Consider the following 21753-nt stretch of genomic DNA (forward strand, 5'->3'; position numbering starts at 1 on the left):
AATATAAGACTTATGCGCTCTGGCTTGCTGGCAACGATGAATCAAGAGTGAGCACTTTATGTTCGAACGGGTCATTTCATTTTTGGAAACAACACTGTTTACCTTTAACGAACAACCTATCACGTTGTGGGCGATATTGATGGTGCCGACATGGGTCATTGTCGCTTTATGGTTATCGAAAATTTTGATCAAAACCGTTACGTCAAGAATGTCTTCATCGGGGAAAGACCCAAACGTGATTCATTTGGTTAAACGGATATTATTTGTCATCGCTCTCGCCATTATTTTTATGACCACACTTTCGATGATAAATGTGCCAATTACCGCGTTTGCCTTTCTGTCTGGTGCCATCGCTATCGGCTTCGGTTTTGGTGCGCAAAACATCATTAACAACTTCATAAGTGGCTGGATTTTGATTGGTGAAAAGCCAATCCGAATTGGGGACTTTTTAGAGGTTGAGGGCGCCAAAGGCACTGTCGAGCAAATAAATACACGCTCAACGAGAATCAGACGAACCGATGGTGTTCATATGCTCATACCCAACAGTCAGTTGATTGAGAACGTGGTGATCAACTGGACGTTATGCGACAGATTAGTTCGTGGCTCTGTCGTCGTCGGTGTCGCGTATGGGAGCGATGTCAAACAGGTTGCTGCCTTAATGGCGGAAGTGACTTCGCAGCAAGCGCAAGTTCTGAGTTCGCCAGCGCCAGATGTGTTTTTTCAAGACTTTGGTGACAATGCTTTGATCTTCGAATCTTATTTTTGGATTAACTCAACGGTTGAGGGCGGTATTCGCTCGGTCGCAAGTGCCATGCGTTTTGAAATCTACGAAGCTTTCGAAAAGCACGGCATTGAAATCGCGTTTCCACAACGAGATGTGCACATTGATGGGCAAATCAAGTTGTCTAGGGAGAGAAACGGATAGGGCGATAAGCGGTATTGGTGTTCTTATCTTGGTGTCGAGTAACCAAAGCGAGGCGGTCACAACACGGATTCACCTCGTTAGAAACCAGTTTGAAGGCGTTATTGGTTGTCCCACATGACTTCGCATTCTTCTTTGATTGCTGATTTTAGCAACTCAATCAGTGGAAACGCTCTGCGTCCTAGGCTTACCGCGGGCTCTGCTGGTTCTTCCTCCTCGTCTACATCAGTATGGAGATTTTCTTCAGCTGCATTTTTCGCAGATAGAGCAGAAGTTAATCTTGATAACGCGTCAGGAACATCTTGAGCGGAAATTGATCCCGGCACCGTGCCGCTGTGACCCATCATTTTGAGCATATCTAATGCAATATCACCAAACATTGTGACGTTTGAGTGGCTTCGACAACGAAATGTTATGAGCATTTACCTGATCCTGTTTTATACGTTCGCTTTGAAACTAAATTGTAGCTGAAATCAGACACTAATTAATGTGATGAAGACCGTTGAGCGTTAAGGTTTTTATGAGTAACAATAAAAAACGGGCACGTACGTCTGCATGCCCGTTTAAATACATTATTTGATTATGATAGTTGATGATTTACAAGCTATACGGATCGCCTAGAGCCAATGCGACCCTAGAAGCAGGAGACTTTCCTAACGCACGGCAAATTTGCCAACCCGCTTCATTGATGACGCTAAGGTCAACGCCCGTTTCAATCCCAAGTTGCTCACACAGATAAAGTACATCTTCCGTTGCAACATTGCCACTGGCTCCTTTCGCGTAAGGGCAGCCGCCGAGCCCCGCTACTGCGCTATCAATGGTGTTGATGCCCATTAACAAGGCTTGATAGATATTGGCTAATGCTTGTCCATAAGTGTCATGAAAATGTACTGCGAGCGCGTCTTTTGGCAGTAGCGTTAACAACGAATCCAGCATGGCGATAACGCGATTAGGCGTTGCTTTACCGACAGTATCACCGAGCGAAATCTCATAACATCCCATATCAAACAACGTATTGGCGACCTTGGTAGTTTGCTCTGGCTTGACTACTCCCTCATATGGACACACCATGGTACAAGACAAGTAACCGCGTACAGGAATGTTATGCTGGTTCGCCAATTCGATAACGGGTTCAAATCGAGCGAGACTTTCGGTAATGCTGCAGTTGATGTTCTTCTGGCTGAACGTTTCTGAAGCGGAGCCAAACACCGCAATTCGCTTTACACCGCTTTCCAGCGCACGTTCTAACCCTGCGAGATTTGGTGTGAGCGCGCTATAAACCACGTCAGGCTTTTTTGAGATACCAGCAAACACCTGATCGGAATCGGCCATTTGAGGCACCCACCTTGGAGAGACGAAAGATCCCGCCTCAATATGCTTTAAGCCACTGCTGCTTAGTTGGTTAATCAAACGGATTTTATCAACCAGCGTCACTGACGTTTCATTTTGCAGACCATCACGAGCGCCGACTTCGACGATATTAACCTTCGCTGGTAGCATATTCGCGCTCCTTATCTTCACTGACGTTATCCGATATCAAAGCCAAATTCAGCAGGATGGAACCGTGCTGTACTTGGTCCCCGTGCTGATAAAACAATTCGTCGACTTTTGCTGCTACCGGAGCCGTGATGGTGTATTCCATTTTCATTGCTTCGAGTACCAAAAGCGGATCGCCCGCCGCCACTTCGTCACCTTTAGCCACCATAACTGCTGAAATTATGCCGTTGAGTGGTGCGGTTGGACTTAGTTCATCATCTACATCTTTTGCAGAGTCAAAGTTAGGTTGATGAGCGAACGTGCGCTGCTGACCAAGATAAAATAGTGTTGTTCTTTGTTCATCGCTAAGTGCATTAAAGGTGTAACGCACATTATCAATATCGACGATAAACTGGTTGTCACTTTCAAGCAGGATGACCTGATGCAGCTCCTCACCACATCGGACAGTGAAGTGAGATCCTGTATCTTGCGATGATTGTTGCAAACGTACCTGATGGTTGGCATTGGCATCCGTGAAGTTAAATCGGTAAACGTTGTCAACCGACAGTCTAAAACCTCGTTTGGTTGGCGCGGGTAACGTTGAGCTGTCTGATTTTGAAATGAGATCATTCCAGCGAGCAACCGCCGCCAATGTAAGCCAGATTGAATCCGACACGTCTTGCTGCTCATTTATGCCTTGTTGATGTGTGACGAGGAAACCTGTATCGAGCTCAATCTCGGCAAAGGCTGGCTGCGAAATAATACTGTGCAGATAACCAATGTTTGTCGTTACGCCACGTACGTGATATTGAGTTAACGCCTGCTTAAGCTGCTTTAGCGCGATATCACGAGTTTGCCCCCAGACGATCAGTTTGCTGATCATTGGATCGTAATATTCGCTGATGCTATCGCCTTGGGTAACACCACTATCAACGCGTACGCACGCTAGGCGCACACTACTGTCTGATACGGGTTCTTTTAAGTAATCAATGCGGCCAGTCGACGGCATAAAGTCATTGTCTGTATCTTCTGCGTAAATTCGCAGCTCAATTGAATGACCGTTGTGGGTGATTTCAGATTGCGAAATAGGTAAATGCTCGCCAGCTGCGACTTTTAATTGCCACTCCACCAAATCAACACCGGTGATCAATTCAGTAACAGGGTGTTCAACTTGCAGACGGGTATTCATCTCCATGAAGTAAAACTCACCGCGGCTATCGAGCAAGAACTCCACCGTGCCAGCGCCAACATAGTCGATCGCTTGAGCGGCCTGAACCGCAGCTTCACCCATTTGTTTACGCAGTTCATCACTAAGACCGGGAGCTGGTGCTTCTTCGACTACTTTTTGGTGACGGCGTTGAATGGAGCAATCGCGATCAGAAAGATAGACACAGTTGCCATGTTGGTCAGCAAATACCTGAACTTCAACGTGGCGAGGCTGCAATATACATTTTTCGATTAGAAGCTGCTTATCGCCAAAGCTTGAAAGTGCTTCACGCTGCGCACCGTCGATGGCCAGAGGCATTTCGGCTGCGCTATTGACCACTCGCATGCCTTTACCGCCGCCCCCTTGGGTTGCTTTAAGCATCACTGGGTAACCGATTTTTTCCGCTTCTGCTAATAAATGCTCTACGCTGTTGTCTGTGCCGTGATAGCCCGGAACCAATGGTACGTTCGCCTCAGACATGATGGCTTTGGCTTGCGACTTCGAACCCATTGCTTCAATTGCGCTGGTGGAAGGGCCAATAAAGGCGATGCCATTTTCGCTGCACGCTTTGGCTAGTTTCGGGTTCTCGGAAAGAAAACCATACCCAGGGTGGATAGCATCGGCTTGCCATTTTTTCGCAGCGCCGATAATCGCATCGATATCGAGATACGATTCACTCGCAGGAGCGGGGCCAATGAATTCAGCGAAATCCGCTTGTTTAACATGTAAGCTGCTGCGATCCGCTTCGGAATAGACGGCTACCGTCTCGATAGCCATGCTTTTTGCGGTTTTAATGATTCGGCAGGCAATTTCACCGCGGTTTGCGATCAGTATTCTTTTAAACATGATTCCTCCAATTGGCGGCGCGCTTTTCAAAAAATGCAGCTAGTCCTTCTTGTCCTTCACTGGACACGCGAGCGGTTGCAATAGCTTGGCTGGTGTATTCAATTAATGAATGATCGATAGGTTGGTTATCACAGCGTAAACAAAGTGCTTTTGCAGCCTGCATGGCTTGTGGACCGTTGTTGAGCAGGTGATCAATGGTGCGATTGACGGCTTCACGTGGTTGAGCGTCTATCTGATGAAGAATACTCATCGATAGCGCGGTTTCGGCATCAATCAGTTCCGCGGTTAAAAAGTAGCGTCGGCTTTGTCGTTGTCCAATCGCTCGGATTACGTAAGGTCCGATGGTGGCGGGTAACAAACCGAGCTTCACTTCACTCAAACAGAAGCGGCTTTCAGGTGTACCAATAGCGATATCGCAGCAGCAGATAAGCCCAAGTGCGCCGCCAAATGCAGCGCCATGCACCATAGCAATAGTCGGTTTGCTAAAGGTATCCAGCGTATGCAAAAGTTTTGCTAGTTGCTGTGCATCTTGCAGGTTTTCACTCTCGGTTTTGGTGGCCATTGACTGCATCCAGCCAAGATCCGCACCCGCAGAAAAGTGTTTCCCTTGCGCCGTTAGTACCAATGCACGTAGAGAGTCGTCTCTCTCAAGTTTTTCCAAGGTTTCGATAAGTGAAGCAATTAATTCATCATTAAACGCGTTGTGTTTCTCTGGTCGATTGAGGCTCAACCAAGCAACGCCATTGCTGTCTTTTTCAAGCAGTAGTCCGGTCATGTGACTTCCTTTGTCTGACATTTCAGTCTCTATTCCAATGCTCGCTAACCGTTACTTGTATAAACATCGGTATTCGCGAGGAGTTAAGGTTTGCCTTGCATCCGGCTACATACGGAAGATGCCAAATTTGCTGTCTGGTATTGGCGCATTAAGCGCAGCAGACAGAGCAATGCCGACAACATCACGGGTTTTCGCAGGGTCAATAATGCCGTCGTCCCACAAACGAGCACTGGCGTAATAAGCGTGACTTTGAGTCTGATATTGCTCCGCAATTGGACGTTTGAACGCTTCTTCTTCCTCCGCGCTCCAGCTTTCACCTTTGCGAGTTTTGATATCGCGGGTCACTTGCGCCATCACGCCAGCCGCTTGCTCTCCACCCATGACGGAGATGCGCGCGTTTGGCCACATCCACATCATGGTTGGATCATAAGCGCGGCCACACATGCCGTAGTTTCCTGCGCCATACGATCCACCAATAACCACGGTAAACTTCGGCACGTCTGCACACGCAACAGCAGTTACCATTTTCGCACCATGTTTGGCGATGCCTTCGGCTTCGTACTTCTGACCGACCATAAAGCCCGTGATGTTCTGCAAGAAGAGCAGAGGAATTTTGCGTTGTGCGCACAGCTCAATAAAATGCGCGCCTTTTTGTGCTGATTCCGAAAATAGAATGCCGTTGTTAGCGACAATGCCAATCGGCATACCGTGAATATGGGCAAAGCCACAGACCAAGGTTTCGCCGAACAAGGCTTTAAATTCATCGAACTGGGAATCATCAACAATTCGGGCAATGACCTCTTTAACATCAAACGGCTTTTTAAGATCGGTTCCGACGATGCCGTACAGCTCTTGGGCAGGAAAACGTGGTTCCTGAGGTGCTTTTTGCTTGAGTTGAACGGGTTTCAAGTGGTTGATTTGTGAAACCGCTTGTCTTGCCAACTCTAACGCGTGGTGATCATTTTCTGCGTAATAGTCCGCCACACCAGAGGTGCGACAATGAACGTCTGCGCCACCAAGATCTTCCGCGCTGACTTCTTCACCTGTCGCTGCTTTTACAAGAGGTGGACCTGCCAAAAAAATCGTGCCTTGTTCTTTGACTATGATGGATACGTCGCACATGGCAGGAACATAAGCGCCGCCAGCGGTACATAGCCCCATGACCACCGCAATTTGTGGAATGCCTTTGGCCGACATACGGGCTTGGTTGTAGAAAATACGGCCAAAATGGTCTTTATCTGGGAATACCTCATCTTGGCGGGGTAGGTTAGCGCCGCCAGAATCGACTAAGTAAACACACGGCAGTTGGCATTTTTCTGCAATTTCTTGTGCTCTTAAGTGCTTTTTCACGGTGAGTGGGTAGTAACTGCCGCCTTTTACCGTCACGTCGTTCGCGACGATCATGCACTCAGTGCCGTCAATCACACCCACACCTGCAACCACTCCAGCACATGGAACGTAATCTGGATACACATCCCAGCCAGCAAATTGACCAATTTCTAGAAAGGACGAACCAGGGTCGAGTAGGGCAAGAATGCGCTCACGTACCGGAAGTTTGCCTTTCTTCTGCTGATGCTCGCGGGCTTTCTCACCGCCACCATCTTCGATTTGCGCAGTCACGGTATAAAGTTGATCTACAAGTGATGCCATAGAGCGGTAGTTTTCCTGATACTGCTCTGAATGGGTGTTAATGTTGGTCGTCAAACAAGCCATAAATAGCCGATCTCCATTCGGTAGACGGGTGTCACCACCCGTCTTTATTTAGGTTGAATAAGATTTAGATTGAATAAGGAAGTTGTTTCGAGTTCGAACCGCCTAGGTATGATGATTAGGCGCTTTCGTTAAACAATTCGCGACCAATAAGCATGCGGCGAATTTCTGAAGTGCCCGCACCGATTTCATACAGCTTGGCATCTCGCAACAAACGGCCCGTATCAAACTCGTTGATGTAGCCGTTACCGCCAAGTAGTTGAATCGCATCCAGTGCCATCTTGGTTGCCAGCTCTGCGCTGTAGAGGATCGCGCCAGCAGAATCTTTACGTGTGGTTTCACCGCGATCACAAGCGGCAGCGACGGCGTAAACATACGCTTTAGCGGCATTCATTTGTGTGTACATATCCGCGATTTTTGCTTGAACTAGCTGGAATTCACCGATGGATTTACCGAACTGTTTACGGTCGTGAATGTAAGGCACAACGATATCCATACACGCCTGCATGATGCCAAGTGGGCCGCCAGCAAGCACCACACGTTCGTAGTCGAGGCCGCTCATCAATACTTTCACGCCTTGGTTTTCTTCGCCGAGAATATTCTCCGCAGGGACCTCGCAGTTTTGGAAGACCAGCTCACACGTATTCGAGCCGCGCATGCCCAACTTGTCGAGTTTTTGTGCTTGAGTAAATCCAGGGAATCCGCGTTCCACAATAAATGCCGTGATGCCTTTGGAGTGCTGGCTTGGGTCGGTTTTTGCGTAGACAACATAGGTGTGTGCATCAGGGCCGTTGGTGATCCACATTTTGTTGCCATTTAATAGGAAAATATCGCCTTTACGTTCGGCTTTAAGCTGCATAGAGACCACATCAGAGCCGGCGCCGGGTTCACTCATAGCAAGGGCGCCGATATGTTCACCGGAGATGAGCTTAGGTAGGTATTTCTCTTTTTGCGCTTGTGTACCGTTACGGTGGATTTGGTTGACGCAAAGGTTGGAGTGAGCGCCGTAACTTAACGCAACCGAAGCGGATGCTCGGCTGATTTCTTCCATAGCGATAACGTGGGCGAGATAGCCCATGCCTGCACCACCAAACTCTTCGCTGGTGGTCACACCTAAAAGACCCATGTCACCTAATTTGGACCAAAGATGGTTTGGAAAGTCGTTAGTTTGGTCGATAGATTGCGCTAGCGGCGCAATTTCTCTTGCAGCAAAACTATTGATTTGCTCGCGAAGCAAATCGGTATTTTCGTCATAAACAAAGTTCAGGGAAGAGTAGGTAGATTTCATTGCGTGTCCTTGCCTTTACGTCACCTACATCCCAGAGTTGAGGTGTTAGGTGACTTTTTCGCCTTTCATGGATCTCAGTGTGTTTTGGCATCGCAACTGCGCAGCATTTAACTCCATCATTACCGCTTGAATGTCGTTTGCTTGCTGTTGCAATGCTGCCTTCTTCTCTTCGATCAACCGAATCATATAGTTCAACTGCTCAGTACTTTGATCGGTATCGTAGAGTTCAAATAACTCTTTGATATCTGCAAGAGAAAAGCCCAATCGCTTACCTCGCAAAATCAGTTTTAGTCGAATTCGATCACGACCATTGTAGATTCGAGTGTTGCCTTTACGTTCTGGAGTTAGGAGACCTAAATCTTCGTAGAAGCGAATGCTTCGAGTAGTAATGTCGAACTCTTTCGCGAGCTCGCTGATCTTAAATGTGTTCATTCCTTAACCTTACGACTTTCGTATAACATTTACATGAATATACAATTCGTTAACGTTAAAGTAAATAAACAACATCCACTCTTGAACCTTGATATCACTCGCATTTACTCGAAATCAAAGAATCACTCGAACAAACAATAACCTCAAACTTGACGTTAACGTAAATGTTAGTATAGTTATGACGTAAACGTCAATAAAAGGTTAATGGAATGAAAAATGAAACATGGATTGTTGCCGCTAAGCGAACGCCTATCGGCTCTTTTCAAGGTGCATTAGCTTCAACAGATGTCACGGAACTCGGTGCGAGAGCCATTCAAGGGGCGCTAGCCGAAAGCCAACTCGATGTGCACAAAATAGACGAAGTGTTGATGGGGTGCGTTTTACCCGCCGGTGTGGGGCAAGCGCCTGCAAGACAAGCAAGTCTTAAAGCTGAAATGCCACAATCGATTGGTTGTACGACACTGAACAAAGTTTGTGGATCGGGTATGAAAACCGTCATGCTGGCATATGACCTTATTCAATCTGGCAATGCGCATGCTGTCATCGCTGGTGGCATGGAAAACATGTCGTCTTCTCCTTATCTATTAAAGAAAGCGCGTGATGGTTTCCGTTTAGGTCACGAGCAAGTGCTTGATCACATGTTTTATGACGGTTTGCAGGATGCCTACCAAGGCGAGCTGATGGGTGTCTTTGCAGAACAGACGGCGCAAAAGTATCAGTTCAGCCGTGAAAGTATGGATGCCTGGGCGCAGCAGTCGGTGACTCGTGCGCAGCAAGCAATCGAACAAGGTTTGTTCAAAGAAGAGATCGTGCCCGTTAACGTAAAAAGTCGACGCGGCGAAACCTTGGTTGTAGATGATGAGCAACCGAGCAAACTCGACGTCACTAAAATTCCTACCTTACGCCCTGCGTTTGCCAAAGATGGCGGGGTAACCGCAGCAAACTCTAGTTCCATTTCGGATGGTGCGTCGGCAATGATCTTAGTCGATAGTGAGTTTGGTCGTCAGGAAAACCTTCAGCCTCTAGCCAAAATTGTCGCGTACAGCACGCATGCAAGACAGCCTGATGAGTTCACCATCGCACCAGTCTTCGCGATTGAATCGCTGCTGGAAAAAACGGGCTGGGACAAATCAGACGTGGACCTTTGGGAAATCAATGAAGCTTTTGCTGTCGTGACTCAATACGCGGTGAAAGCTCTCGAACTGGACGAGAGCAAAGTGAACCCTCGCGGAGGGGCTTGTGCGCTGGGGCATCCAATAGGCGCAAGTGGCAATCGAATCCTTGTCACTTTGATTCATGCGCTAAAACAAACTGGTGGTAAGCGTGGCGTTGCATCGCTTTGTATTGGCGGCGGCGAAGCTACCGCTATCGCGATTGAAATCTGCTAAATCACTCTCAACAAAGTTTCACTTACATAACAGTAGTCAGTAACAAGCTGAAAAATACAAGGGTGTCATCATGACAGAACAAGTAAAGCAGTATATCGGTGGTGAATTTGCCATCTCCGATTCAAAACAATGGCTAGATGTAACCAACCCGGCAACCAACGAAGTGATTGCACAAGTACCTTGTGCCACGGAATCGGAAATGAATGCGGCGATTGCCAGCGCAACAGAAACGTTCAAACGCTGGAAAGAAGTTGCAGCGCCGGAGCGTGCTAGATTGATGTTGCGCTACCAACATCTGTTAAAAGAGCAACACGATGAGTTGGCGATACTGCTTTCAAGTGAGACAGGCAAAACCCTCGCGGATGCAAAGGGTGACATTTGGCGCGGAATTGAAGTGGTAGAGCAAGCTGCAAACATTTGTAGCTCAATGATGGGCGAAACGGTTGAGAACGTCGCGACCAATATTGATGGTTACTCTTACATTCAACCGCTCGGCGTTTGTGCTGGCATCACACCCTTTAACTTCCCTGCGATGATCCCATTGTGGATGTTCCCGATGGCGATCGCTTGTGGCAACACCTTTGTTTTGAAGCCGTCAGAGCAAGTGCCACTAACGGCAATGAAACTGGCGGAGCTGTTTGAACAAGCTGGCGCACCAAAAGGCGTATTGCAAGTTGTTCACGGGACCAAAGAGCAAGTCGACCGCATTCTGACTGATCCCGTCGTTCGTGCGATCTCTTTTGTTGGCTCTGTGCCCGTTGGTGAGTACATCTACAAAACAGGTACAGACAACCTGAAACGCGTGCAGTCATTTGCAGGTGCTAAGAACCACATGGTCATCATGCCGGATGCAAACAAACAGCAAGTCATCAATAACCTAGTTGGCGCGTCAGTTGGTGCTGCAGGCCAACGCTGTATGGCTATTTCGGTTGCCGTATTTGTCGGCGAAACCAAAGAATGGATTCCAGAGCTTAAAGAGGCGTTAGCTCAGGTTCAGCCTGGCGCGTGGGATGATGAAACCGCTGGTTATGGTCCACTGATTAGCCCTCAAGCGAAGCAGCGAGTGGTGAATCTGATTAATGAAGGCAAAGCGTCAGGCGCGAATTGTGTTCTGGACGGGACAGACTGCCAAGTACCTGGCTTCCCGAACGGTAACTGGGTGGGGCCAACACTGTTTACTAACGTGACCACAGACATGTCGATTTATCAGGAAGAAATTTTCGGGCCTGTACTGTTAACTATGGAAGTGGATGACCTAGATGAAGCGATTGAACTGATCAATGCAAACCGCTTTGGTAATGGTACGTCTATTTTCACGGCGAACGGCGCTGCCGCGAGAAAGTATCAACACAATATCGAAGTAGGTAACGTAGGAATCAACGTACCGATTCCGGTGCCATTGCCGTTCTTTTCGTTTACTGGGTGGAAAGGCAGCTTCTACGGCGACCTGCATGCTTACGGTAAACAAGCGGTTCGCTTCTACACCGAGACGAAAACTGTCACCGCGCGTTGGTTTGAAGATGACATTCCAAGCGGTCCAAACATGACTATTCAACTTAGCTAATTACTGGATTAGCGACACCTCTAGCCAAGCCCTTCATACTTTTAGAGGGCTTGGCTCGGATACAAATGCAACGAATTAGACCTTAGGACTTCAAGATGGATTTTGAATTAAACGAAGATCAACTCGCGTTTGCCGAAGTAGCAAAGCAGTTTGCAGACCAAATGTTAGCGCCTCATGCGGCCGAGTGGGATGAAAACCATCACTTCCCTAAAGATGTACTGCGTCAAGCAGGTGAGCTTGGTTTTCTGAGCATCTATACGCCTCCAGAGCATGGTGGTTTGGGATTGTCTCGTTTGGATGCGGCGATCATTTTCGAGCAGTTGGCTATGGGTTGTACCGCGACTACTGCGTTTATGACCATTCACAACATGGCGACGTGGATGATCACCAGCTTTGCCAAAGCCGAAGTGGCGCAGCAATTTAGCGCGGATCTAATTTCGGGTGAAAAGCTCGCTTCCTACTGTTTAACCGAACCTAATGCCGGCTCTGACGCCGCTTCTCTAACGACTAGCGCAGTGCGTGATGGCGATGAGTTTGTCCTCAATGGAGCAAAAGTGTTTATCTCTGGCGCGGGTGATACAGATGTATTGGTTGTGATGGCGCGTTCGTGTGGTGAAGGAGCGGGTGGCGTTTCTGCATTCGTTGTTCCTGCTGATTGCGAAGGCATTAGCTACGGTAAAAAAGAAGCCAAAATGGGTTGGAACTGCCAGCCAACTCGCATGATTACCTTCGAAAATGTCCGCATTCCGGCTGACTATCTGTTGGGTGAAGAGGGAGAAGGCTTTAAGTTCGCCATGCTTGGCCTTGATGGTGGTCGAATCAATATCGCTACTTGTTCCGTCGGTACTGCGCAACAAGCACTGAACGAAGCCAAGCAATATATGAACGAACGCAAACAGTTCGGCCGTTCACTGGCGCAATTTCAAGCGTTGCAGTTCAAGCTTGCTGATATGGCGACTGAGCTGGTCGCTGCGCGTCAAATGGTGCGACTCGCTGCCGCTAAACTCGATGCCCAGCACGCAGAAAAAAGTGCGTACTGTGCCATGGCAAAACGCTTTGCTACTGATGTGGGCTTTAAAGTCTGCGATCAGGCGCTGCAAATTCACGGTGGCTATGGCTACATCAAAGAATATCCAGTCGAGCGCCATTTCCGAGACGTTCGTGTTCACCAAATTCTTGAAGGTACCAACGAAATCATGCGTCTGATCGTCGCAAGACGATTACTAACGGAAGGCGTTGAGCTGCTTTAGTCAGCGAGACACAGCCTTACCTAAAGAAATTAAAAAGGACTGAAAGATTATGACGGCACAAATCAAATTAGAGCGCGAAGCGCATATTGCCAAGCTCACGATTAGTAATCCGCCAGCGAACACTTGGACGCTTGAGTCTTTGAATCAGCTAAAAGAGTTGGCGATTGAACTTAGCAATGATCGCTCTATTTATGCGTTGGTTTTAACAGGCGAAGGCGAGAAATTCTTTTCTGCTGGAGCAGATCTTAATAACTTTGCATCGGGTGATAAATCACAAGCAGCAGACATGGCGTTCGCATTTGGTGAAGCGTTTGAAGCGCTGTCTGCATTCGATGGGGTTTCTATCGCAGCGATTAATGGCTATGCGATGGGCGGCGGTCTGGAAGTGGCGATGGCGTGTGACATTCGTATCGCAGAAGAACAAGTACAAATGGCACTTCCTGAAGCATCGGTAGGTTTGTTGCCGTGTGCGGGTGGGACGCAAAACCTGACCGCGTTGGTAGGTGAAGGTTGGGCGAAGCGTATGATCCTGTGTGGCGAGCGTGTGACGGCCGAGCGAGCGGAAAAAATTGGGTTAGTCGAAGAGGTGGTGGCGAAAGGTCAAGCACTCGAAGCGGCTATGGAGCTAGCACAGCGTGTTGCAGGTCAATCACCGAAATCTGTGTCTGCGTGCAAAACGCTCATTCAAGGTCGACGCAGCCAAACTCATGCAGCTGGATTGGTTTTGGAGCGTGAACTGTTTTTACAGCTGTTCAATACACAAGATCAGACTGAGGGTGTGAATGCGTTTTTGCAAAAGCGCAAGCCACAATGGACAAACAGCTAGCGGAGGCCAAATGACAGGTACAGTAAATGTTTCAAAACTTGAGTGCGCTGATGGCTCTGTTATTGGTGTGCTAGAGCTTGATAACCCAGCAGCTCTCAACGCGTTGAGTTACGTGATGATTGAGAAGTTGTACAAACAGCTTAATGAATGGCAAACGGACGACAGCGTCATCGCGGTATTCTTGCATGCTCAAGGTGAAAAAGCGTTTTGTGCTGGTGGTGATATTCAAGCGATCTACCGTGCACTTGAAAACAAAGAGCAAGACTTTGATTCTGCGTTTTCAGCGATGGAAACCTTCTTTGACCTCGAATATCGCTGTGATCATCTTATTCACACTTATCCAAAACCGATCATCGCGTGGGGGCATGGTTATCTGATGGGCGGCGGTGTGGGCTTATTTATGGGCGCAAGTCATCGCGTAGCAGAAACCACCACACGCTTTGCAATGCCAGAGATTAAAATTGGCCTTTACCCAGATGTAGGCGCGACGTACTTCCTAAACCAGTTGCCAAAACATTTGGCACTGTTCTTAAGTTTGACGGCTTGCCAAATTAACGCAACAGATATGAAAGCGTTGGGGTTAAGCCAATGGATTGCACAGCCAGAAAACAAGCAAGTGCTGCTGGATCTGCTTGCATCGGTAAGTTGGCAAGATGAAGCAAACATTAATGAAAAAATCGCCACTATGCTGCGTTCGGTACAAGTTGATGAGCCAAGCGAAGGGATGTTGATGCCCTATGCGGAATTGATTGAGCAGTTATGTTCGGGTGACTTAGCGTCAATTGTTGATGCAATCAGCCGTGCTAACGTTGATAGCAAGTGGTTCGTCAATGCGCAAAAAGCACTGAACTATGGCAGTCCGTTGTCGCTCAGTATCACTTATCAGCAGTTAACGCAGTATCAAAACCTCTCTTTGAAAGCGTGTTTTGATATGGAATTTAACCTAACACTACGTTGTGGCTTAGAAGGTGATTTTAGAGAAGGGGTTCGTGCGCTGATTATTGATAAAACCAATCAACCGACTTGGCAACATCGCACGGTTTCTGACGTAACGCCACAAGTTTTGGAGCGCTTCTTCTCGCCAATTGACTCAGCAGAATACCCACTGACCGCATCGTCGGTAGCTATAGCGGCACTTTAGTACAAGGAAGAAATACGATATGGACAAAATTGCATTTATTGGCCTTGGTAACATGGGTGCGCCTATGGCTAAGAATCTACTCAAAGCGGGCTTGAATGTCGAAGTATTTGATTTGAACCCAAGCGCAGTCGAGGAGTTGACCGCATTGGGCGCTTCAAGTGCCGATTCCGTTCAGCAGGCAGTACAAGGTGTGGAGGTGGTTGTCACTATGCTGCCAGCGAGCCAACACGTTCAAAGCGTTTATCTTGGTCAAGATGGCATCTTAGATAGCGTCGAATCAGGCACCTTGCTGATTGATTCATCCACCATCGATCCGGCGACTGCTCGTTTGGTTGGCGAAAAAGCATCGCAACTTGGTATCAGTTTTGTTGATGCACCAGTATCTGGTGGCGTTGCGGGCGCAGCTGCAGGTACGTTAACTTTCATTGTTGGCGGCTCACAAGAGAACTTTGTTCAAGCCAAAGCGGTGCTTAGCCACATGGGTAAAAACATCTTCCATGCGGGCGATGTTGGAGCTGGTCAGGTCGCGAAGATCTGCAATAACATGATGTTGGGCATTTTGATGAGCGGCACCTGTGAAGCACTCAATTTAGGGATGGAAAACGGACTCGATCCCAAAGTGCTTTCCGACATCATGTTGCAAAGTTCAGGGCGTAACTGGGCGCTAGAGCTTTATAACCCTTGTCCAGGTGTGATGGAAAATACGCCTGCAAGCAATGGTTATCAAGGCGGCTTTATGAGCCAGTTAATGGCTAAAGATCTGGGTCTTGCGATGGAAGCGGCGGTTGCCAGTCAAACATCAACGCCAATGGGCAGCTTGGCTCGTAATCTGTTTAATTTTCACAACGGTCGGGGCAACGGGCAAAAAGATTTTTCAAGCTTGTTTGAGTTCTACCAAAAGCAAAATCAGGCCTAAGGAGCGCTTATGGAGTTAGCAAATAAGGTCATTGCGATCACGGGGGCAGGGCAGGGGCTGGGTAAACAAATGGCACTGTCACTGGCGGAAAATGGCGTTCATCTTGCGCTTATCGACCTCAATTCAGAGCAACTGGCTGAAACGAAAGCGGAATGTGAATCTCTCGGCGTTACCGCTCGTTTTTATGTGACGAACGTGACTGACGAACAGCAGGTGTGCACTGCTTTTGAGCAAATTGAGGCAGATTTCAAGCAGCTCAATGGCGTTATCAATAACGCAGGTATTATGCGTGATGGTATGTTCATTAAAGTCAAAGATGGTCAGGTTAACACGATGTCGCTGGAACAATTTCAGTCTGTTCTAGATGTGAATGTAACAGGCACTTTCCTGTGTGGCCGTGAAGCGAGCAAGGTAATGCTGAACACCGATAGCAAAGGGGTTCTGATCAACATATCCAGCGTTGCGCGTGCCGGGAATATTGGTCAAACCAACTATTCAGCATCTAAAGCGGCGGTAGCCACCATGGCAACGGTGTGGGCGAAAGAGTTAGGGCGTTTCGGAATTCGCTCAGTGGCGATTGCTCCGGGTGTCATCAAAACTGCCATGACAGACCAAATAAAACCTGAAGCGATGGAACGTTTAATCGGAATGATTCCGGTTGGACGTTTAGGTTTGGCGGATGAAATTTCATCGACCATAAAATACGTGTTAACCAACGAATTCGTGACCGGAAGAGTGTTCGAAGTCGATGGCGGAATGCGAATGTAACCCCTTCTGCAACATAAAAAAGGGGAGCGAGTTTGATTGTCCGCTTCCTTCCATTTTCTCCTTTCTTTTATTGCTTCTATCTGAAAAATGTATTGGATGCATGGTCGACTGCTATCTCATCGAACGGTATAAAAATTGATTCTATTTCTAATGTGAATGGTTAGTTCTATATTGCTTGTCATGTAAATGTATCAACTCACAACTAAGACGATCTTTTGTCTCACTAACGAGATCGTCATTCTTGGTGTGTAAAAAACATTCTTATTGGTCATATTGTAACCGAAAACTATTTCGGCATCTAAAGATGGTGATTTATTATTCAGCGCAAAATACATGGGAATATGAGGCTGACTGAATAACCTTCAGTTGTCTTAATAATAAATAATCAGAATTCTCAATTACACTGAAGTAACTACCCATTAGGGAAGAGCAATAATGTCACTATTTCATTCGCTTAGGACGATGCCGCTATTATTGGGGTGTCTGTGTTTTTCTGTTCAGGCCTCCACAGAAAAGGTGGAACAGGAAGGTAAGTTTTTACAGTCGTTAGAAGGCATCGAAAATCAAATTTACGCATTACCTCAGAGTTCTTTAGCTTTGATTGAAGCGTTAGAAGAAGAGTCTTTACTACAAAACCAACCAACAGCGCTGTTGGTGCGTTACTGGCTTGCCAAGGCCACGGTTTTAGAGCTGCTAGGGCGCGTAGAAGAGAGTCAGAGTGTCGTTCAAAAAGGATTGGAGCTTGTGCGTCCACAGAGCCATGAGTATCTTCTGTTTAAGTTGATTCAGATGCGAACTATGGTTGGAAAGAGCGATATCGATACCGCGCTTTCTGCGTTGGATAGCTTGTTGGAAACATCGCGTGAGAATGGTGATAAGCAACTTGAATCAGAAATCCTGTTGCTAAAAGGACGCTATTACGATGAGCAAGGTGAGTTTAAAAAATCCTATGCTGCACTTATGTCGTCCATGGATGCAGCTGAATCTTCAGGTGTTCACGGGCTGGTCGAACGTGCAGCACTAGAGCTAGGTGACGTACTTGTCAAAATTCAGGGTTACAACCGATCTGAGGCGCTTTTGGAACAAGCATATCGCTATTTTAGGGATAGGCGTATGTCGTTCAATGAGTTGTTGAGCGTTTTGACGATAGCGAAACTTCATAAAGCACAGTTCCAATACGAAGAGGCGATAGCGTCATATCAGCGAGCGTTAAAGCTGGCTCAAATTATCGGTGATGGACGCTTTAGATTTCGAGTTAACCTTGAACTTGCAGCTTTATATCGCGAGACGAATCAAGAAAAGAAGATGGTTAACCACTTGAAGCTGGCAGAGAATTTACAGTACAGAGAAACGTCTAGCGCGTATTTGGCAACATTTAAGTTGTTACAAGCCGAATATATGTTAGAGCAGCAGCAATTTGAAATACTTTTAGCGATGATCGCGCCAATGCTGCCGGAGATTATAGAGAGTCGATACGTCAAGCAACAGCAAATGGAGCTACTAAAAGTCGCCGCTATGGCCTATGCGGGAAGCAATGACTTTAAACTAGCATTCGAAACTTACGGTAACTATCACGATAAATTTATCCAATTTAGCAATCAAAGAGAAGTTGAAAATCTTGAGCGCCAGCAGACGTTATTTGAGTTGGAACGACTTGAATATGAGAACGAAGATCTCAATTGGAACAATGTGTTGCAGCGTATGGAGCTAGAAAATAACCGTCGTACTTTTTACTTATTGGGTGAAGCGCTACTTGCGCTCATCGGTGTTCTATTTTTGATGGCGGTAGTATTTCTCGTCGTCAATCGCTCGCGTTTGAGAATGCGTCGCCTCGCAAAGACAGACACATTGACAGGGTTGTTCAATCGCCGTTTTTTAGAGGACTGGTTCACTAAGCCAGTAGAAGTGAGGCGTGAGCGAAAAGAGAAACCGGTACCTCAATCTAAGCAAGAAAAAATACAACACTTTGTTTTTGAGCAAGTCGAGCAAGTTAAGTACGGTTATCTAGCTTTAAATAAATGGGTAGATAGCAAACTCGATAAACAGAAAATGGTGCCAAATAAACCACAATCGGGGCCAGTAACTTTAGCGTTAATCGATGTGGATTATTTCAAGCAGGTAAATGATACCTATGGGCATGTGTTTGGAGATACCGTACTAACGGGCGTTGCCAAAGTGTTGGAGGAAACTGTACGTGAGAACGACATTGTTGCTCGCTTTGGTGGTGAAGAGTTTGTTGTTGTTATGCCCAATACAGACCATAAAAACGCCCTTATTACTGCAGAACGTTTACGTAGCGCTTTATCCCTACATGGCTTTGTTACGGAACAGAAAGAAGAAGTGAGAGTGACCTGTAGTTTTGGAGTCGTTACCACTGAAGATAATGAGATGAGTTTTAAATCACTTTGCGATCAGGCCGATAAATTGCTTTATCAAGCGAAAGCGAACGGACGCAACTGCGTGAAAGGTCGCTCGCTAGCGTAACAGAAATCAAAAGTTCAGGCTCATCGCACGATGAATCTGAACTTATCCCTCCCATTTACTTTGATAGCCAAGTGACTTTGAGATCCTTGTTTCGAATATAAAACGCTGAATCTAACATCTTAAAGTCACTTGGCGATATTACTTAAAAATGGCTTAAGGATATCGAATCGCATATTCATGGCGTTCAATATAACCTCTCTTTTTGCCTTCTTCACCTTCAAAGTGCGAATGCCACTTGTGTCTACAAAACTATAACAAACTAGTGTGTCTATTCTTTGTACAAATAAACCGTGTACAGGTGAAATGATTAGTGGTCGATATAAATTTTTTGTGGCACAGATTTTTGTTGTTCAAAAATCAACTCGTTCATCATCGTTTTAAAAATAGACAAGTGGTTAAATATTTGATTTTGTTTTACTTATTTGTTTGTTCTTAAACTAAAATCTAGTTATCCCGACAAGTTCTTGCTGAGCAATTTTTCGTACACCCTCAACTTTTCATCCTTTTTTACTAACATTTTTCTTTAAAAATAATTTGAGTTCGAATTAATTTTCAGGCATTTTATATTTAACTAACCGTTCAATTAAAAATAACAGGGACGCAAAATGCCAAAGGTGGGGATGCCTGAAATCAGAAAACCGCAGCTTGTGAAAGCGACAATGTCAGTGATTGATAGAGTCGGTTTACACGCGGCGAGTATTTCGTTAATCAGCAAAGAAGCCGGTGTATCAACGGGGATTATCAACCACTATTTCGGTGGTAAGCACGGATTGCTGGAGGAAACGATGCGCGAAATATTGCGTCAGCTTTCGTCCACTATCACACAGAAGTTACGTGAGCTGCCAAGTGATGCTCATCACCAAAGAATTAACGCCATCATTGACGGTAACTTTGTCGGCTATCAGGCAGAAAACCAAGTTGCTAAGACTTGGCTGGCGTTTTGGTCGTACTCAATGCATGACGAGCAGCTCAAGCGTTTACAGCGTGTCAACGAACGACGTCTATTGTCCCACCTAAGAAAAGAACTCAAAGCATTATTAAATGCAGAGCAGGCTGAATTGGTTGCTCATGGTATTGCATCACTTATTGATGGAATTTGGCTGCGCGGAACGCTCAACCCGCAAGGCATTGATGCAGAAAGAGCGAGAATCATCATCAACGATTATCTCGAAAAACAACTTACGTTTTATTCTGAAAAAATATAAAAGTTACAGGTCTTCAAAATGGAAATGAAAGCACACTATATCAATGGTGCGATGTACGACGGGTGTTCAGATGAACACTTCACCACTTACAATCCGGCGAATGGTGAGCCATTGGCCAACATTAAACAAGCGAACCAAGACGATCTTCAAGCAGCGATTGAATCGGCAAAGAAAGGTTTTGCTGCATGGTCGGCGATGACTGCGATTGAGCGCAGCCGTATTTTACACAAAGCCGTTGCCATTTTACGTGAGCGTAATGACGAGCTGGCTGCATTGGAAGTGGCAGATACTGGTAAGCCCATTCAAGAAGCTATCGCGGTTGATGTCACAACAGGTGCCGATGTTCTTGAGTACTACGCGGGTCTTGCTCCAAGTCTACAAGGTGAACAGCAGCCACTCAGCGACGATCAGTTTTTCTATACACGTCGTGAGCCATTGGGCATTTGCGCGGGTATTGGCGCTTGGAATTATCCAATTCAAATTGCGATGTGGAAATCGGCGCCAGCACTGGCTGCGGGCAACGCAATGATCTTCAAGCCATCAGAAGAAACACCATTAACGGCGCTTAAGCTCGCCGAAATTTATTCAGAAGCGGGCATGCCAGATGGCGTATTTAATGTCGTGCAAGGGGATTACCGAGTAGGACAGATGCTAACAGCGCATCCTGACATCGCAAAAGTGTCATTCACGGGTGAGTCAGGCACCGGTAAAGTCGTCATGAGTGACAGCGCTAAGACACTAAAACAAGTAACGATGGAGCTTGGTGGTAAGTCTCCACTGATTATTTTTGATGATGCGAAGTTAAACGATGCCGTTTCTGCGGCCATGGTGGCGAACTTCTACACCCAAGGTGAGGTTTGTACGCACGGTACACGTGTATTTGTCCATGAAGGTATTTATGACGACTTTATCGCACAGCTTAAAGCCCGAACCGAGCTGTTAGTCGTCGGCGATCCGCTTGATGAGAACACGCAAATTGGCGCGCTAATCTCTAAAGATCATGAATCGAAAGTTCTAGGAGCGATTGAAGCCGCGAAAGCGAGTGGCGCGACGTTACTGACTGGCGGCTACAAAGCAACAGACAATGGCCTAGCCAATGGTAACTTTGTTGCTCCAACCGTATTTGTCGATTGCGATGATGACATGAGCCACGTTCAACAAGAAATCTTTGGCCCGGTAATGTCAGTTCTGAAATTCCGCGATGAGTCGGAAGTGATTGCGCGTGCAAATGGCACCGATTATGGCTTAGCGGCAGGTGTATTTACTCAAAACCTATCTCGTGCGCACCGTGTGATCCATCAAATTCAAGCGGGTATTTGTTGGGTGAACACATGGGGTGACTCACCTGCGGAAATGCCAGTTGGCGGCTACAAGCAATCAGGTGTTGGCCGTGAAAACGGAGTCGAAACCCTTAAACATTACACACAAACGAAGAGTGTTCTGGTTCAGCTAAGCGACTTCGAAAGCCCTTACAAATGATACTACTCATAGTAGATAACTGACCACTTTAGCTTGTTAAAATGCTCGATAACTACGTTGTCAATTTTGATTGTAG

The 21753-nt window shown here is 46.7% G+C and carries 18 protein-coding genes; 11 read left to right on the forward strand and 7 right to left on the reverse strand.

The genetic code is table 11. From position 1 onward, the window contains the following. The first annotated feature begins 58 nt into the window (after positions 1-58). Positions 59-925, forward strand: a complete 867-nt coding sequence (locus R7Z41_RS07785) for a mechanosensitive ion channel family protein (protein ID WP_005373258.1) — start codon at positions 59-61, stop codon at positions 923-925. 98 nt (positions 926-1023) lie between these two features. Here the strand turns inward: R7Z41_RS07785 and R7Z41_RS07790 are convergent, their stop codons facing one another. From R7Z41_RS07790 to R7Z41_RS07820, 7 genes are all read right to left on the reverse strand, one after another. Then, positions 1024-1344: a DUF1840 domain-containing protein gene (locus R7Z41_RS07790; protein WP_225477442.1), complete on the reverse strand. Its 321-nt coding sequence runs from the start codon at positions 1342-1344 to the stop codon at positions 1024-1026. 175 nt (positions 1345-1519) lie between these two features. Next, complete coding sequence (locus tag R7Z41_RS07795) at positions 1520-2422, reverse strand: hydroxymethylglutaryl-CoA lyase (RefSeq protein ID WP_025767895.1); 903 nt, start codon at positions 2420-2422, stop codon at positions 1520-1522. Next, entirely contained in the window at positions 2403-4451 is a 2049-nt protein-coding gene (locus tag R7Z41_RS07800; protein WP_225477440.1) for an acetyl/propionyl/methylcrotonyl-CoA carboxylase subunit alpha, read from the reverse strand. Before R7Z41_RS07800 ends, R7Z41_RS07795 begins: the two co-directional genes overlap by 20 nt. Next, positions 4444-5226: an enoyl-CoA hydratase-related protein gene (locus R7Z41_RS07805; protein WP_017633676.1), complete on the reverse strand. Its 783-nt coding sequence runs from the start codon at positions 5224-5226 to the stop codon at positions 4444-4446. The genes R7Z41_RS07800 and R7Z41_RS07805 overlap by 8 nt, the downstream gene beginning before the upstream one ends. A 105-nt stretch (positions 5227-5331) precedes the next feature. Then, complete coding sequence (locus R7Z41_RS07810; protein WP_053349203.1) at positions 5332-6939, reverse strand: carboxyl transferase domain-containing protein; 1608 nt, start codon at positions 6937-6939, stop codon at positions 5332-5334. A gap of 115 nt (positions 6940-7054) precedes the next feature. Next, entirely contained in the window at positions 7055-8224 is a 1170-nt protein-coding gene (locus tag R7Z41_RS07815) for an isovaleryl-CoA dehydrogenase (protein WP_005373245.1), read from the reverse strand. A 45-nt stretch (positions 8225-8269) separates the two neighbouring features. Beyond that, positions 8270-8656, reverse strand: coding sequence for a MerR family transcriptional regulator (locus R7Z41_RS07820; RefSeq protein ID WP_005373242.1), 387 nt, complete (start codon positions 8654-8656; stop codon positions 8270-8272). A gap of 209 nt (positions 8657-8865) precedes the next feature. On the opposite strand from R7Z41_RS07820, the gene R7Z41_RS07825 reads away from it, so the two are divergent. The 10 genes from R7Z41_RS07825 to betB all read left to right on the forward strand — a co-directional run bounded on the left by R7Z41_RS07825 (position 8866) and on the right by betB (position 21677). After that, on the forward strand, positions 8866-10044 hold the full coding sequence (locus R7Z41_RS07825; protein ID WP_206970173.1) for a thiolase family protein: 1179 nt from the start codon (positions 8866-8868) through the stop codon (positions 10042-10044). Positions 10045-10114: 70 nt separating this feature from the next. Then, the gene (locus tag R7Z41_RS07830; RefSeq protein ID WP_053304725.1) at positions 10115-11608 is read left to right on the forward strand and encodes a CoA-acylating methylmalonate-semialdehyde dehydrogenase; all 1494 of its coding nucleotides are present in this window, start codon (positions 10115-10117) and stop codon (positions 11606-11608) included. A 95-nt stretch (positions 11609-11703) separates the two neighbouring features. Further along, entirely contained in the window at positions 11704-12858 is a 1155-nt protein-coding gene (locus R7Z41_RS07835) for an acyl-CoA dehydrogenase family protein (RefSeq protein WP_005373226.1), read from the forward strand. 49 nt (positions 12859-12907) lie between these two features. Beyond that, a complete protein-coding gene (locus R7Z41_RS07840) occupies positions 12908-13684 on the forward strand; it encodes an enoyl-CoA hydratase (protein ID WP_005382662.1) in 777 nt (258 codons plus the stop codon). Positions 13685-13694: 10 nt separating this feature from the next. Continuing rightward, entirely contained in the window at positions 13695-14825 is a 1131-nt protein-coding gene (locus tag R7Z41_RS07845; RefSeq protein ID WP_206970169.1) for an enoyl-CoA hydratase/isomerase family protein, read from the forward strand. Positions 14826-14844: 19 nt separating this feature from the next. Next, on the forward strand, positions 14845-15741 hold the full coding sequence (gene mmsB, locus R7Z41_RS07850; RefSeq protein WP_206970167.1) for a 3-hydroxyisobutyrate dehydrogenase: 897 nt from the start codon (positions 14845-14847) through the stop codon (positions 15739-15741). Positions 15742-15750: 9 nt separating this feature from the next. Then, positions 15751-16509, forward strand: coding sequence for an SDR family oxidoreductase (locus tag R7Z41_RS07855; protein ID WP_033906450.1), 759 nt, complete (start codon positions 15751-15753; stop codon positions 16507-16509). Between the two features lie 462 nt (positions 16510-16971). Beyond that, positions 16972-18993 (forward strand): diguanylate cyclase, encoded by a 2022-nt coding sequence (locus R7Z41_RS07860; protein WP_395219509.1) that lies wholly within the window; start codon positions 16972-16974, stop codon positions 18991-18993. Between the two features lie 605 nt (positions 18994-19598). Next, complete coding sequence (betI, locus tag R7Z41_RS07865; protein ID WP_017820329.1) at positions 19599-20198, forward strand: transcriptional regulator BetI; 600 nt, start codon at positions 19599-19601, stop codon at positions 20196-20198. 18 nt (positions 20199-20216) lie between these two features. Continuing rightward, positions 20217-21677: a betaine-aldehyde dehydrogenase gene (gene betB / locus R7Z41_RS07870; protein WP_206970150.1), complete on the forward strand. Its 1461-nt coding sequence runs from the start codon at positions 20217-20219 to the stop codon at positions 21675-21677. Positions 21678-21753: the final 76 nt, after the last annotated feature.

Origin of the sequence: Vibrio sp. 1457, assembly GCF_033340195.1 — a bacterium.
GTDB classification, from domain to species: Bacteria; Pseudomonadota; Gammaproteobacteria; order Enterobacterales; family Vibrionaceae; genus Vibrio; species Vibrio alginolyticus.

Bases quoted from the DNA above. Each gene is read 5' to 3' on its own strand.
- R7Z41_RS07785 (WP_005373258.1), top strand. From the start codon at position 59: ATGTTCGAACGGGTCATTTCATTTTTGGAAACAACACTGTTTACCTTT.
- R7Z41_RS07790 (WP_225477442.1), bottom strand. From the start codon at position 1,344: ATGCTCATAACATTTCGTTGTCGAAGCCACTCAAACGTCACAATGTTT.
- R7Z41_RS07795 (WP_025767895.1), bottom strand. From the start codon at position 2,422: ATGCTACCAGCGAAGGTTAATATCGTCGAAGTCGGCGCTCGTGATGGT.
- R7Z41_RS07800 (WP_225477440.1), bottom strand. From the start codon at position 4,451: ATGTTTAAAAGAATACTGATCGCAAACCGCGGTGAAATTGCCTGCCGA.
- R7Z41_RS07805 (WP_017633676.1), bottom strand. From the start codon at position 5,226: ATGACCGGACTACTGCTTGAAAAAGACAGCAATGGCGTTGCTTGGTTG.
- R7Z41_RS07810 (WP_053349203.1), bottom strand. From the start codon at position 6,939: ATGGCTTGTTTGACGACCAACATTAACACCCATTCAGAGCAGTATCAG.
- R7Z41_RS07815 (WP_005373245.1), bottom strand. From the start codon at position 8,224: ATGAAATCTACCTACTCTTCCCTGAACTTTGTTTATGACGAAAATACC.
- R7Z41_RS07820 (WP_005373242.1), bottom strand. From the start codon at position 8,656: ATGAACACATTTAAGATCAGCGAGCTCGCGAAAGAGTTCGACATTACT.
- R7Z41_RS07825 (WP_206970173.1), top strand. From the start codon at position 8,866: ATGAAAAATGAAACATGGATTGTTGCCGCTAAGCGAACGCCTATCGGC.
- R7Z41_RS07830 (WP_053304725.1), top strand. From the start codon at position 10,115: ATGACAGAACAAGTAAAGCAGTATATCGGTGGTGAATTTGCCATCTCC.
- R7Z41_RS07835 (WP_005373226.1), top strand. From the start codon at position 11,704: ATGGATTTTGAATTAAACGAAGATCAACTCGCGTTTGCCGAAGTAGCA.
- R7Z41_RS07840 (WP_005382662.1), top strand. From the start codon at position 12,908: ATGACGGCACAAATCAAATTAGAGCGCGAAGCGCATATTGCCAAGCTC.
- R7Z41_RS07845 (WP_206970169.1), top strand. From the start codon at position 13,695: ATGACAGGTACAGTAAATGTTTCAAAACTTGAGTGCGCTGATGGCTCT.
- mmsB (WP_206970167.1), top strand. From the start codon at position 14,845: ATGGACAAAATTGCATTTATTGGCCTTGGTAACATGGGTGCGCCTATG.
- R7Z41_RS07855 (WP_033906450.1), top strand. From the start codon at position 15,751: ATGGAGTTAGCAAATAAGGTCATTGCGATCACGGGGGCAGGGCAGGGG.
- R7Z41_RS07860 (WP_395219509.1), top strand. From the start codon at position 16,972: ATGCCGCTATTATTGGGGTGTCTGTGTTTTTCTGTTCAGGCCTCCACA.
- betI (WP_017820329.1), top strand. From the start codon at position 19,599: ATGCCAAAGGTGGGGATGCCTGAAATCAGAAAACCGCAGCTTGTGAAA.
- betB (WP_206970150.1), top strand. From the start codon at position 20,217: ATGGAAATGAAAGCACACTATATCAATGGTGCGATGTACGACGGGTGT.